General features: G+C 71.5%; 10 protein-coding genes. 2 read left to right on the top strand and 8 right to left on the bottom strand.

What is annotated here, in order from left to right; all coding sequences use genetic code 11:
- Nucleotides 1-116: 116 nt before the first annotated feature.
- The gene (locus D7X32_RS00050; protein WP_244238767.1) at nt 117-599 is read left to right on the top strand and encodes a DUF1993 domain-containing protein; all 483 of its coding nucleotides are present in this window, start codon (nt 117-119) and stop codon (nt 597-599) included.
- On the opposite strand, the gene D7X32_RS00045 is transcribed toward D7X32_RS00050, so the two are convergent.
- Entirely contained in the window at nt 547-2,508 is a 1,962-nt protein-coding gene (locus D7X32_RS00045; RefSeq protein WP_120600424.1) for a 2,3-oxidosqualene cyclase, read from the bottom strand. The two genes, D7X32_RS00050 and D7X32_RS00045, sit on opposite strands and share 53 nt — an antisense overlap.
- Entirely contained in the window at nt 2,508-3,554 is a 1,047-nt protein-coding gene (locus D7X32_RS00040) for a phytoene/squalene synthase family protein (RefSeq protein WP_120600423.1), read from the bottom strand. Before D7X32_RS00040 ends, D7X32_RS00045 begins: the two co-directional genes overlap by 1 nt.
- Nucleotides 3,555-3,640: 86 nt before the next feature.
- Between D7X32_RS00040 and D7X32_RS00035 the strand changes: the two genes are divergently transcribed.
- Nucleotides 3,641-5,050, top strand: coding sequence for an FAD-dependent oxidoreductase (locus D7X32_RS00035; RefSeq protein ID WP_120600422.1), 1,410 nt, complete (start codon nt 3,641-3,643; stop codon nt 5,048-5,050).
- Here the strand turns inward: D7X32_RS00035 and D7X32_RS00030 are convergent.
- From D7X32_RS00030 to D7X32_RS00005, 6 genes are all read right to left on the bottom strand, one after another.
- The gene (locus tag D7X32_RS00030; RefSeq protein WP_120600421.1) at nt 4,990-6,189 is read right to left on the bottom strand and encodes a glycosyltransferase family 2 protein; all 1,200 of its coding nucleotides are present in this window, start codon (nt 6,187-6,189) and stop codon (nt 4,990-4,992) included. The genes D7X32_RS00035 and D7X32_RS00030 overlap by 61 nt on opposite strands.
- Nucleotides 6,186-8,459 carry an MMPL family transporter gene (locus D7X32_RS00025; protein WP_120600420.1) on the bottom strand — a complete coding sequence of 758 codons (2,274 nt, stop codon included), beginning with the start codon at nt 8,457-8,459 and terminating at the stop codon, nt 6,186-6,188. Before D7X32_RS00025 ends, D7X32_RS00030 begins: the two co-directional genes overlap by 4 nt.
- Nucleotides 8,460-8,600: 141 nt before the next feature.
- Nucleotides 8,601-10,031 carry a tectonin domain-containing protein gene (locus D7X32_RS00020; RefSeq protein WP_120600419.1) on the bottom strand — a complete coding sequence of 477 codons (1,431 nt, stop codon included), beginning with the start codon at nt 10,029-10,031 and terminating at the stop codon, nt 8,601-8,603.
- A 168-nt stretch (nt 10,032-10,199) separates the two neighbouring features.
- A complete protein-coding gene (locus D7X32_RS00015) occupies nt 10,200-11,591 on the bottom strand; it encodes a hypothetical protein (RefSeq protein WP_120600418.1) in 1,392 nt (463 codons plus the stop codon).
- Nucleotides 11,592-11,708: 117 nt separating this feature from the next.
- Nucleotides 11,709-12,668 (bottom strand): sigma-70 family RNA polymerase sigma factor, encoded by a 960-nt coding sequence (locus tag D7X32_RS00010; RefSeq protein ID WP_120600417.1) that lies wholly within the window; start codon nt 12,666-12,668, stop codon nt 11,709-11,711.
- Between the two features lie 118 nt (nt 12,669-12,786).
- Nucleotides 12,787-14,058, bottom strand: a 1,272-nt coding sequence (locus D7X32_RS00005) for a phytoene desaturase family protein (protein WP_147449948.1), incomplete at its 5' end; no start/stop codon positions are given.

Below are 14,058 nucleotides of genomic sequence, written 5' to 3'. Positions count from 1 at the left end.
CCACGGCGTGACGCGGGGCGTCTGGATTCTTCGGATCCGGACGCCCCGGATTGGGTCGCGCGGCAAGCACTGCCCCGTTAGCTTGCGCGCCCATGTACTTCGAGACCTTTTCCCAGATGAAGAAGCAGCTCGGGCAGCTCAACAAGTGGTTGGAGACGGCCGCGGCCCACGCCAAGGCGAAGTCCTTCGACCCGAACATCTACCTGGGCTTCCGGCTGGCGCCGGACCAGCTCCCCTTCGTGCGGCAGGTGCAGATCGGCTGTGACGCCGTGAAGCTGGCGGCCTCACGATTGACAGGCAAGGCCGCGCCGTCGAACCCGGACACGGAGCAGACGCTGGAGGAGCTCAGCGCCCGCGTCCAGTCCACCCTCACGTACCTGGACACCTTCACGGCGAAGGACTTCGAGGGCGCGGCCGGGCGCGTGGTCACCCACCCCCGCTGGGAGGGCCAGGTGATGAGCGGCGCGGACTACTTCCTGGAGAACGCGCTCCCGAACTTCTACTTCCACGTCACCCACGCGTACGCGCTCCTGCGTCACAACGGCGTCAACCTGGGCAAGATGGACTACCTGGGGTCACAGAGCCTTCGCGCGCCGTGAAGACTCCGGCCTGTCGCTCCGCGAGCGACAGCGCCCACAGCGGGAAGATGCGCAGGTAGGCGTCGTAGTGGATGGCGCAGGTGCGGCTGAACACCCCGGCCAGGGGCTCTCGTGGCCACTGGCCCTCCGCGTCCTGCCTCGCGCGCAGCCACGCCACGCCCCGGCGCGTGGCGTCGGAGTTCGCGTCGCCCGCGGCCACCAGCGACATCACGGCCCAGGACGTCGTCACCGCGTGGCCCGTACGCCCCTCCACCCAGCGGCGCTCGCGGCAGCCCTGGATGGTTTCACTCCAGGAGCCGTCCGCGCGCTGGTGGGCTTTCAGGAACGTGGCCGCCTTGCGCAGCGCGGGGTCCGCGGCCCCTGCTCCGGCGGCCAGCAGGCCGGTGACGCCGAACCACGTGCCATAGCTGAAGCACACGCCCCAGGAACCCTCCCAGCTTCCGTCCGGGCGCTGCTGGCGGCGCAGGAAGTCCGCGCCCCGCGCGATGGCCCGCGCCACGGGTGCCGCCGGCGACGCCTCGCGCCACGCGGCCAGCGCCTGGATGCAGGCCGACGTGCACTCCACGTAGCTGGGGTCCACCATGATGCCGGCGAAGACGTCCGAGGGATTGAACCGCTCCAGCCAGTGCGGTCCCCGCTGCCGCTCATAGGTGGCCCAGCCGCCGTCCCGGTTCTGCAATGACAGGATGAACGCCACGGCCTGTCCCAGGCGTTCGCGTGGCACGCGATTGAGCCCGAGCGGTTCCAACAACAGACACGCCTTCAACGCCTCCGCCGTGCAATCGCTGATGGGCCAGCCGTGCGCGCGGGTGCTGAAGGGCCACCCTCCCCGGCTCGGATGCCGGTGGTGGCGCGCGGCGTCCGGTGAATCCTCCAGCACCTGCTGCGCCTCCAGGAAGCGGCCCGCTCGCGCCAGCGTGTCCCGCGCCCAGACGGATTCTCCGGAGGCCACCAGCGCCTGCACCGCGAAGGCGGTGTCCCAGAGCTGGGAGGAGTTGTAGCCGTTGAACGTGATGCCCTCGCGGGTGTGCTGGAGGTAGTCCGGCAGGCGCTCCAGGTGCGCGCGCACCTCCGGGCCCTCCGGCCGCGCCACGTGCCACACCACCATGTCGAGCACCTTGTTGATGGGCCCGATGCAGACGAAGTGCGTCGCCTCGTCCTCCCCGCGAATCAACGCCAGGGCTTCGTCCAGCGCGCGAGCCCGCAGCCGCTTCGAGTGGAATCGCTCGTACAGGCCCAGCACGCGGTGCACGGCGCGCAAACCCAGACCGTGGGGGCTGTAGGCGTCGGTCCCGGCCACCCGTCCGCGCGCCGCCTTCCAGTCCACGTCCGCGTAGGGCTGGGGGTAGAGCTCGCGCCGCAGCTCGGCCAGCAGCGGTGTCTCCGTGGCGCGGGCCCGGCGGCCACAAAGCCAGCCCATGGGCAGGTACACCATGCGGCAGTGGCACCAGAGCCGGGAGGGATGGAAGGGCAGCGCTCGCGGCAACAGCCAGAGTTCGGGAGGCACGGGCGCCAGGCCCTCGTATTCGTAGAGCCCCAGCAGGGCGAGGACGAACTTCCCCCAGGACGCGCTGCCCAGTGGACCTCCCCGCGGAAGGAACCACGCCCGCGCGCGGAGGAGGTCCGGGTCGTCCGCGCCAACGCCCAGCAACCGCTGCGCGACGTAGTTGAGCACCGACGTGAAGACGAGGCTGGGCGACTCCACGTCCAGCCCCCAGCCGCCATCCGCGTTCTGATGGGCACGCATGTGGGCGACCATCCCGTCGCGGACAGGCGCGTCCGGCGTGCGCCCCATCACGTACAGCCCGGCCACGTACACCGGGCCCAGGAAGAGCGGGCCGCTGTAGTCGCCCTTCCAGGAGCCATCCGCCTCCTGCGTCCGGGCCAGCACGTCGCGGGCCGGCCGCATCAGGTCCAGGCCTCCATGCCGCCACGGGACGCGCGCGAGCAGCCGGCGTAGAGCGCCCGCAGCGCTTCATCCGATGACACGCGCTCCTGCGTGAGCCGCATCAGCGTCGCCACCGCTTCCCGGCCCATCTTCACCGGCTCGGGGTCGAACACCGCGGGGTTGCCCTCTATCGCATTGAGCGTCGCGACCGCGAAGAAGAGCGGGTAGAGGCAGAACAGCCGCAGGCCGGGCTCTTCCGCGGGCAGGGCCAGCGAGTATTCGAGCGCGACGTCCAGCTCCCGGCGCGCCACCGCCACCAGCTCGTCCATCAGCGCCACCGCCCGCGAGCGCAAGGAGGGCAGGACCAGCGTGGCGGGCGTGAGGCCATGCGCGGCCATGCGGTCCCTGGGCAGCCAGCAGCATCCCCGGTCCAGGTCCTCGCGCACGTCCTTCAGGATGTTGGTGAGCTGCAGGGCCCGGCCAAAGGCAGGCGCCCGCGACATGAGCCTTTTCTCACGCCAGGCAACCCGGGGTGAGCTGGCGATGAAGAGGCCGGTCAGCATCTCGCCCACGACGCCGGCCACGTAATAGCAATACATGAACGTCGCCTGGAGGTCGGGCAGCCCCATGACCTGTCCGCTCCCCCCGTGCATCCGCTGCATCTGGTTCATCCCGCCGGTCATCGTGCGCACACACCGCGCGATGGGCGGGTGGACCCAGGAGGGAAGCGACGCCAGGGTTTCAAGCACCAGCAGGGTCTCCAGGACCAGCTCGGCTTCCGCGGCGGGGGCCTCGTCCCGCAGGGCGAGCCGCGCCCTCCGCGCGAAGGAGCGGGCACGGGCCTCCCAGCCCGGCTCCAGCGACACCAGGCCCCCCAGTTCGTCGAGCAATGCACCCGGGTGCGCTCCGGCGGCCTCGTCCTCCAGCGTGTCCGCGATGCGGCACAGCAGGTAGGCGACCGTCACCGACAGGTCCAAGGGGCCGGGCAACAGCGGGATGTTGAGCGCGAACGTCCGGGAGACCCGGGGCAGTTGCGTGCGACAGAATGACGCTCCCTGTTCTTTCATGCCTGCCTCCTCTGCGTGCGGTAACGCGCATCAATGGCTAATTCGTCAATACCAGACATGGAGTCTGGGGACCGGGCGGAGGCCACGTGGAGGACGCCGAGGTGGTGATAGCTGGAGGTGGGCCCGCGGGCTGCGCGGTGGCGGCGGCGCTCTCCGAGCTGGGGCTGTCGGTCCTGCTGCTGGACGCGGGCGTGGACCGGCACAAGCAGCTCGCGGGCGAGCTGCTCCACCCGGCCGGGGTGCGGGACCTGCGGGCGCTGGGCTTCGGGAGCGTCGTGGATGGGTGGACGGCCCAGCCCGTGCGCGGCTTCGCGGTGCGTTTCCATGCCCCTGCCCGCACGCTCGTCCTGCCCTACGGTCGCGGTGTCACCGGGTTGTCGCTGGAACACGCGGCCCTCACCGTGCCCCTGCTGGAGTCGGTGTCGCGGCGGCGCGGCGTCACCGTGCGCACCCGGGCCCGCGTGACGGCCGTGGAGCACAACTGCGAGCACGGCGTGCGCCTGAGCTACACGCACGCGGGCACCGAGCACTCCGTGCGGGCGCGGCTGCTGGTGGCCGCGGACGGACGCGCGTCGCCCGTGCGGCGGATGCTGGGCATCGCGGAGCACCACACGCGCCTGTCCACCATGCTGGGCGTGACCGTGGACAGCGACTGCCTGACCCACCCCGACCACGGCCACCAGTTCGTGGGAGGCGCCGTGCATGCGCTGGCCTATGCCATCCAGCCGGGAGTGGCGCGCGTGATGGTGGACCTGCCGCTGGGCAGCACGGTCCAGACGCTGCGGGACCGGCCGGAGCTGCTGCTCGCCCTGCCCTCGCGGCTGAGACAGGCCGTCCTGCGGGCGCTGGAGCAGCAGCCCGCGGTGCGCATGGCCTCCAACGACGACTGGCTGGCGGAGACCGTCTGGATGGGGAGCGCCGTGCTCGTGGGCGACGCCGCCGCGTGCTGCCATCCGCTCACGGCGAGCGGCATGGCGTCGTGCTTCCACGATGCCCTCGCGCTCCAGGAATCGCTGCAACGCCATCCAGGCAATGTCGCCCGCGCGCTGGAGCATTACGCGCACGCGCGAAGGCCAGCGCAGCGCACCCGCGTCGCGCTCGCGTCCGCGCTCTACAGCGCCTTCGCCGGACAGGACGAGGGCATGCGGGCGCTGCGCATGGGCCTGCTGCACTACTGGGAGCACAGCCCTGGCGGCGCGCGCGCCTCCATGGCCCTGCTCTCCTCGGAGGAGCCCCGCATGCGGGTGATGGCCCGTGAGTACCTGCGCGTCGTCGCGCATGCCTTCGCCGCGATGCTCGCGCCGCGGGGCCCCGGGGGCAGTCTGCGGTCCGCCGCGCCGCTGTTGCGCTCGGCCGGGCCGCCCTTGCGCGGCACCGTGGCGAGCGCGATGGAACAGATGGGGAGCTGGCTGCATCGTCGCGTCCGCCGTCCCGTCTACACGCTGGCCCGGGCCGGCTGGGCTTCACCCAGGCGCGCCTTCGCATCCAACCGGTAGCCCCGGCCGCGCCAGTCCACGTCACGCGACAGCCGCGCGGACAGCGCCACGCCGGCACCCAGCAACGGAAGGACCGCCGGCACCCAGTAGTGCCGGGGCGCGACTTGAGGTCCGTGACAGGCCCGCTGGAGCCGCAGCTGGCTCCACACGGAGAAGCCGATGGGCAGCGCCGCCAGGACCGCGCCGCCCCAGGCCCTGCGCGCCACCGCCGCCGCCAGGGCCCCCCATGACAGCCAGCTCACCGCGCCTCGCACCCATTGGGGCCGCGCGAAGGCGCCGGGGAGGCCTGTCTCCGAGAAGAGGATCCACCGCCGGAAGATGCGCAGGAAGGCGCCCAGCCCCAGGTGCCCCGTGACGACGCGCAGGGGTGAATGGACGACGCGGTTCTTCCACCCGGACTGGTGCAGCCGGCGCCCCAGGTACATGTCATCCACGAACTGCCCGGCGGCGCAGCCCACGCCCCCGATGGCCGCGAGCGCCTGGCGGCGGAAGACCATCAACTGCCCCATGATGAAGGGCAGCGCGCCATCCGGTTCCGCCGTGCACGCGACCGACGCGCCGTACCACGCATTCACCAGCAGCCCGTAGCCCACGTCGCCCGCCAGGGGCGCGTCCGCCGCCGCGTAGATGGGCGCGAACGTGGCGCCCGTCTGGCCATCCTCCAGCAGCGCGCCCACCAGCGCCGTCAGGACGCCGGGCGTGGGCCGCGTGTCCGAATCACTGAAGGCCAGCAGGTCGCACCGGGAGCAGGCCACGCCCACCTGCATCGCGTTGAGCTTGCCCGTCATTCCCGCCGGAGGCTCGCCCGCGACCACCAGCTCCACCCGCTTCGCGCGCGTCGGACGTGAGGCCGCCTCCTCCCCGGTGGGAAGGAACGCGGGGTCGTCCTCGCTGTCGAAGACGAAGAGCACCTCCCATTCGCCGGGATAGTCCAGGTCCAGCAGCGCGCGCACGTTCTCGCGCGCGTCCACGTCCAGGCCCCGGATGGGCCGGATGATCGTCACGGAGGGAGGCTCGAAGCGTCTCGCGGACGGCGCGGCACGCCGCCGCAGTCCGGCCATCAGCTCCCGGTGTCCATGCACCAGCACCCCCAGCGCCGCCGCTCCCGCCGCCGTCCACCCGAGGGTCCGCGCGTTCATGGCCGCACCTCCGTCCCTTGCGCCCGCGGCTGTGAGCGCCTCCAGTGGCCGGGGCCCCACCAGTTGAAGTCCCCCATCAGGCGCATCATCGCGGGGACGATGAGCACCCGGACCAGCGTCGCATCCAGCGCGACCGCGATGGCCATGCCCAGCCCCATCGCCTTCACCACCACCACCGACGCCAGCGTGAAGGCCGCGAACACGGCCACCATGATGGCCGCCGCGCTGGTGATGAGGCCGCCGGTCCGCTCCAGCCCTTCGGCCACCGCGTGGGTGTTGTCGCCCGTGCGCAGCCACTCCTCGCGGATCCGGCTGAGCAGCAGCACCTCGTAGTCCATGGACAGGCCGAACAGCGCGCAGAACAACAGGATGGGCAGCGACGGTTCGATGGGCCCGGGTTCGAAGCGCAGCAGCCGGTGCAGGTGGCCCTCCTGGAAGATCCACACCAGGGCCCCGAACGAACCGCACAGCGACAGCAGGTTCATCAGGAGCGCCTTCAACGGCAGCACCACGGAGCGCAGCAGCACGAAGAGGACGATGCACGTCATCCCCATCACGAAGCCCACCGCCGCGGGCGTGTGGTGTTTCACGAAGGCCGCCGCGTCCACGTCCGTCGCGGTCTGACCTCCCACCAGCCACCGGCCGTCACCCACCGTGCGGTCCTCGCGCAGCGCGCGGACCAGGTTCCTCGCCTCCACGCTGCTGGGCGCGGAGGACGTCAGCACCTGCATCACGGCCACGTTGCCGGTGACGTACGCGGCCCGCGCGGCTTGAAGCTCCGGCGGAAGGAGCTGGGGTGGCGCGGCGGCCATCCGCTGGACGGTCGCCCTATCCATGCCGGGGCCCAGGTCCACCGCGCTCTCCACGCCGACCACGCCGGGCATCGCGGCGATCCGGCGGCTGGCGTCGTGCAACGCGCCCGCGCGCTCCGGCGTGAGGGGATTGCCCCCGGGGAACTCCACCGCCACCAGCACCCGGGTGGCGGCCTCGCGGGGGAACAGGCGGGCCAGGGTCTCCGCGCCCTGGCGTGCCTCGGTGCCTTCGGGCAGCGCGGTGATGTCCGTGGCCGCCAATTGCAGACGCCGGAACGGCAGCCCCATCGCGAGCAGCAACGTCAGCGTCGGCAACAGCACCCACCAGGGATGCCGCATCACCCAGGTGGCCAGCGCGTGCCAGACGCCGCCGCGCCCCGTCGTGCGCGCGAAGGGCAGCCGTCCCTTGTCCACCCGGGGCCCCAGCCAGGCAAGGAGCGCGGGCAGCACGGTGAGCGCGAAGAGGACCGCGAAGGCCACCACCAGGGCGCCGCCCAGTCCCATGGCGCTCAGATACGAGCCCCGGAAGAAGAGCAGGCCCCCCAGCCCCACCGTGACGGCCAGCCCCGAGAACGCCACCGCGCGCCCGGCGGTGTCCAACGTGCGCGTCAGCGCCTGCTCCGTCGTCAAACCCCGCGCGAGCTCCGCGCGGAAGCGGCTCACGATGAAGAGCGAATAGTCGATGGCCACGCCCAGCCCGATGAGCGACACGACGTTGAGCGTGTACTGGGCCATGTTCGTGACGTGCGACAAGAGCAGCACGCCCGCCACGCCGCAGAGCACCGCCAGCCCGCCCACCACCAGGGGCAGCATGGCCGCCACCACCGTGCGGAAGACCCACAGCAAGACAATCAGCGCCAGCGGGAACGAGAGCAGCTCCGCGCGCAGCAGGTCGTGCTCCAGCAGCTCGTTGAGCGCGGCCAGGAAGGCCACCTTGCCGGTGAGCGTCGTCTGGAGACGCGCGTCCTCCAGCGCCGCTCGCACGGCAGGGAACGCGGCCGTGGCCTCGCGTTCGCCGCCCTTGAGCCGCACCAGCGCCAGCAGGTCGTGGCCCGTCCTCGCCACGAAGCGGACGCGGAAGGCCTCGGGGGCGCCAATGGGAGACACCACCGACGCGACCTCCGGCAGCCGCTCCACGCGCGACAGCACGGACGTCACCGCCTGGGCGAAGCGCGGCTCGTCCGTGGTCCAGTCATCGTGATGGAAGATGACCGCCAGGGTCTGGTCGTTCGACCCGGCGGCGGCATTCCGCGCGAGCGCCTCGGCCCGCGCGGATTCGATGCCCTCGATGGTCCCGGTGGTGAGGTTCCCGCCCCGCAGCAGCGCCCACACCGCCGCGGCCAGGAGCAGGAGCGTGCCCACCAACACCCGGCCCCGGTGATGGAACACGCCCACCGCCAGCCGGGCGAACAGCGATGGCGCGCCCTCCGCCGGTGAGTCGTCCCCCAGTCCCGCCATGCCCGCCCCTCCCGTTCGCTCGCCTCGTCCGTCACCAGGGAACTGGTGACGGAGGGAGCGCTTGGGCAGGGGCTTCATCCCTTGGGGCAATCCGGGAGTGGACGGCGCGGCTCCACGCCTGCCCCGCCCTTCGGGCCTACGTCACTGCCACTTGTAGACCATCCCCTGGGCATTGAGGCCCCACACGGAGCCATCGCCGGCCGCGGAGATGTTCCGCAGCGCGCCGGGGACCTGCTTCCAGGCCGAGCCGGTCCACTGGAAGACCCCATCCGACGCATTCAGCGCCCAGATGTTCTTCGCGCTGCCCACGGACACGAAGGTCATGCCGGCGGGGATGTTCCAGGTCCACTTCGCGCCGTCCCAGCGCAGGACGCGGTTGGAGTCCGGCGGGTTGGTGGCCCACAGCTCGCCGTCCGAGCCGACGGAGAGCTGGCTCACGCAGCAGCCCTTCTTCTCCCACGCGGAGCCGGTCCACTGGAACAGCGAGCCGCCGTTGTCCAGGCCCCACGCGGTGTTGGCGTTGACGGCGGTGACCTGCTTCATGCCGGTGGGGATGTTCCAGGTCCACTTGTTGCCAGCAGGGTCCCACTTGAGCACGCGCAGGGAGTCCGGAGGATTGGTGGCCCACAGCGTCCCGTCCGAGGCCGTGGAGATGTTGCTCACGGTGCCGCCCATCTTCTGCCAGGCCGAGCCGGTCCACTTCCAGTTGAAGCCCGCGCTGTCGAGTCCCCAGACGGCGTTGGCGCTGCCCACGGAGATCTGCTTGAGCGTCGCGCCCTGCGGAGCTGGCTGGAGCACCCACTGGGGCACCGGAGGAAGCGGAGGCGGGAGCAGGTCGCTCCACTTCATGGTGATCTTCGCGTCCGACTGGCCGGCGAACGTCACCGTCCGGTCGGTCGTGTTCACGCTGATGCCATACACGTAGCGCGAGCCCGGCTTCTCCCACTGCGCCACGACCTTGCCCGCGGCGTCGTACACGACGATGCCCATGCTCACGCGGTTGTCCGTGTAGCTGAAGGCCCAGATCGTGTAGCCCTTCCACTGGATGACGGGGCAGGTGGCGGAGGCCGCACCGGTGCCAGGGCCCTGCGTGCACGTCACCTTCATCCCGGCGGGGATGGAGGGAGCAGCCGGCGGAACCTGGACCACCACGGGCGGAGGCGCCAGTTCGTCCCAGGTCATGGTGATCTTCGCGTCGGACTGGCCGGCGAAGGTCACCGTCTTGTTCGCGGGGTTCACCGTGATGCCGTACACGTAGCGGGCGCCCGGCTTCTCCCACTGCGCCACGAGCTTGCCCGCGGCGTCATACGCGGCGATGTCCATGGAGACGCGGTTGTCGCCGTAGCTGAGCGCCCAGTACGTGTAGCCGTCGAACTTGAGCACCGGACAGGTGGCGGCGGCGGCTCCGGTGCCAGGGCCCTGGGTACAGGTCACCTTCGTGCCCGCGGGCAGCGCGGGCGGAGGGTTCGGCGGAACCTGCGCGATGGCGGGCAGCGTCTGCGCGCCGGCCGTGAGGCCCATCAAGCCCAGACACAGTGCGGCGAGGGGGTTGAACTTCGAGGGTCGTCCCATGGGATTCAATCGCTTTCAGGTTGTGCAACCGCGGCGGGGACGCCCATGAGCAACAACCAGACCAGCCCGGCGCTCCCCGGAGGGACGCGCCGGGAGGACGCGGCTGGCACGTCAGGCCCCCACGCACGGGAGGCCTGACGTGTCCGTTGACGTGTCAGCGGTGGCGCCCTACTGGAAGCTCACCTTGCCGTCCCGCTGGTAGCAGACGTGCGGCACGCCATCCGTGGGACGGATGGCCACGCTCGGACGGGAGCTGTCCTGCACCGTCCCCAGCTGCGTGTACGTCCAGAAGCCCTGCGCGTCCGTCGTGCCGAGCGCCAGCGCGGTCCCATTGCGCAGGGCGACGACCGGCTTGCCTCCGCCGTAGGCCAGGTCCGACGAGGCGTACTTGTAATCCACCGTCGAAACCCTCCGGGTGCTGGACGCCGCGGGCGTCCCGACCGCGATGTCCTCGATGGCGTTCCATTCGCCTTCGGAGATGTTGTTGGAGAGCGCCAGCAGGTGCGAGTCCGGCGCCCAGGCCGTCGCGAGCCAGGGCGCGGTGGTGCTGGTCTTCAGCGGGAAGGACTCCAGGGTCGAGCCCCGGAGGACTTGCAGGGACTGGTTGACGTAGCCGCTCGCGTTCTGGTGCGTGATGAAGTGCAGCGCTCCCGTCGCGTCGAAGAGGGCGTCGCTCGTGAGCGACAGGGAGGCGGCGGAGGGCGACACGGTGGACCACGTGTTCGCCGCCGTCCGGGTCGCGACCTTGAGGGTCCCCGTGGAGTTGGTGCTGAAGACGATGACCGGCCGCTGTGCCTGCGCCGGGTTGAGCGCGAGGCTGAAGCGCATCACCACCGCCGCGTCGACCTCCTCCCGAACCCAGGTGCCATTGACGCGCGTGGCGTAGCCTACCCGCGTCGTCGCGGTGGCGAGGCTGCCGGTTCCCTTGGAGTAGGCGACGTGCGGCGTGCCGGTCACCGGGTCGACGGCCAGCACGCCCTTCACGACGAAGACGCCGCCGTTGTTGAAGCCGGGCCCCTCAATCAGCTCCCTGGTCCAGGACGTGCCGTCCCAGCTCGCGTACCACAGGCTGTTGTGGGTGTCGTTCGTGTAGATGACGTGGCCATTGCCCGTGCTGTCGAACGCGATGTCGCAGCTGCTGCCCGTGACATCCGGCCCCGTGTCGATGGCGGAGCTGGAGGCGAGCGGCGCGGCCACCACGTTGAAGTGGAACGCACCCTCCGCCGTCTTGCCGGATTCCGTCTCGACGAAGACGGACAGGGAAGCGCTCCCCGCCGTGGGCAGCGTCCAGGTGACCCGCTCCGCCGCGGGCTCGACGGCACCCGCGTTGGCGCTCCAGCGCACGGACTTGATGGCTTCGCCCGAGGCGACGACCCGGAAGCGCTCCGCCGTGCTCTCCACGTAGGGCCCCGCGCCGTCCTCCCGCTCAATCAGCAGCGCCACGTCTCCGGCCGCTTGGGAATGGATGACTTCCGCCGGCCGGGACTCACTGCCGCACGCTGCGAGCAACGACAGCCCCCCCACCATCAGGATCCTGGAGGTCCACTTCTTCCACACCATCACATGAGCTCCTCATTGCTGGACGTGCGAGCCCTGCTCGCCGCGCCCTGGGAACTCCGTCAAACGAATGGCTTTCACGGAAGGTCTACGACAAACAATATTTTCCCGAAGTCCGGGTCACTCCGGCATGGGCATGCGCAGGCCCGCGAGCTTCCGGTCCACGACCACCGAGTGCAGCTCGCGGATCCGTCCGCTGGCGTCCACGTCCACGCGAATCACCGAGTTCAGGGCCAGCAGCGGATCCCTCGCCGGGTTGAACACCGCCACCACCGCGGGCAGGCCGTTGAGCATCCGCGCCTCCCACGCCTTCGGCGGGCCCCGCATCTCCATCAGCCGGTGGAAGAAGAGGACGACACGCTGAGGACCCAGGATGGGCACCTGCGCCGCGCGCACCTTTCCGCCTCCGTCCGTCAGTGCGCGCACATCCGAGGACAGCACCGCCTCCGCGGCGGCCACGTCTCCGGTCGCCAGGGCTCCCAGGAAGGCTTCCAGTGCGGCCCGCGTGCGCGCCTGCAAGTCGCGCGTGGGCACGCAGCGCGCCTGGTCATACGCGGCCATCGCCGCCCGCGCGCGGTGGTGCACCACCTTCACGTTCGCTTCGCTCATGCGCAGCGCCTCGGCCACTTCCAGCACCGAGTAATCAAAGACATCCCGCAGCAGCAGCACCGCCCGCTGCTTGGGCGACAGGGCCTCCAGCGCCAGGAGGAAGGCGTAGGAGACGCTCTCCAGCAATTCATAGCGCCCCTCCGTCGAGCCGCCGCCCTGAAGCCGCGCCTCCACCGAGGGAGGGACCTCCTCGTCGCCGGTCTCCACCGGCGAGGGCAGCCACGGTCCGACATAGCCCTCGCGGCGGCGGCGGCGCAGGTGGTCTCGCGCCAGGTTGACGGCCACACGGGTCAGCCAGGGCCGCAGCGTGTCCAGGCGCTCCGGCGGCTTCGCGAGCGCGCGGGCATAGACCTCCTGCACCAGGTCATCCGCGTCCGCCGACACGCCCGTCATCCGGTAGCAGAGCCCCCAGAGGAAGCGCTCGTGCTCGCGTGCGGCCTGTCCCAGTGCGCCTCGCGCTTGTGAGTCCATCCCGTTCAAGCCTCCACCGCGCGGCGGCGGTGCGCGTCCATGCCGGGTGCCCTTCTCGCCCGCGCAGCCATCCGGCTCAAGCCCTCACCATGTGGCACCGTTCCACTGCCATGCCAGCTCAAGCTCCCGCCGCGCGGCGCTGGGGCGCCCCCATTCCTTGCACCAGGGCCTGCTCCACGGCCTCGGCGCTCGCCAGCGATGCGTCCGCGAGCATGCCCTCCGCGCCCACCCAATCACCCACGCGGTACAGCCCGCCCACGTGCGGCACCGCCACCGCGGGACGCCCTGTCAGCCCGCCGTTCACGGCCCGGGGCAGCCCGGCGCTGACGGTGAGCGAGGGGCGGTAGCGCCGCGCCACCACCTTCGCGCGCCAGCCCGGCTGGAGCGCATCCATCACCGCCTCCAGCTCCGCCTCGGTCGCCTCCGTGTCCGCACCGCCCAGGTACTTCGCCACGTGCACCATCGCGCTCCCTTCCGGGGCCAGCTTCGCGGAGGCCGAGTGCACCGAGGCGTACCAGGGCCCATCCAGCCCGAGCGCGAACAACGCATCCGGCCTGGGCAGGGCAGACAGTCCCAGCTCCAGCGTCGCCGCCTGGATGGGCACCGCCTCCCGCGCCTCCCGGGCGAGCACCGCGTCTCCCGGCACGAGCGCCGCCACGTCCGCGGGGCTCCCCGCCAGCACCACCGCGTCCGCGCCGTGCACGGTGCCGTCCGCGAGCCGCACGCCTTCGACACGCTTGCCCCCTTCCTGGAGGACGACCGTCTCCACCCGCGTGGACAGCTCCAGCCGGACGCCGGCCTCGCGCCCCAGCCGCTCCACCGCGTCCACCAACGTGCTCCAGCCTCCGTCCACGTACAGCACGTTCGCGGCGGTCGCGCACTGGAGCTGCTTCACCGCCGCCTCCGCGCTGAGCGCCTCCATGTCCGCGCAGTACGAGGACACGCGCAGCAGCGCCGCGAGGAGCGCCTGGCTGTCCTTCCGCGACAGGCGCGTCTCCAGCCACTCCCGCGTGGACATGCGCCCCAAGGGCCCCGTGTCGATGCGCATCAGCCCCGCCAGCAGCTTCGCCACCTCCAGCTTCCCGGCGAGCGACAGCACGTCCGTCGTCATCAGCGTCACGGCCCCGCGAGGCAGCGTGTGCAGCCGGCCACCTCGCAGCGCATGCGAGCCCACCGGTCCCGGAATGCCTCCCTGGGGCTTCACGCCCAGGCGCTCCAGCACCCGCAGCGCCGCGCCCGCCCGGTACAGGGCATGCGGGCCCAGGTTGAAGCGGAAGCCGTCCACCTCCGTCGTCCGCGCCCGCCCGCCCAGGAGCTTCGAGCGCTCGAACAACGTCACCTCGCAGCCGCCGCGCGCCAGCAACGCCGCCGCCGTGAGCCCGCCCAGCCC

The sequence above is a fragment of the Corallococcus carmarthensis genome, assembly GCF_003611695.1.
GTDB lineage: Bacteria > Myxococcota > Myxococcia > Myxococcales > Myxococcaceae > Corallococcus > Corallococcus carmarthensis.
The sequence above is the reverse complement of the archived record's forward strand: the minus strand, read 5'-3'. Positions and strand labels throughout refer to the sequence as shown.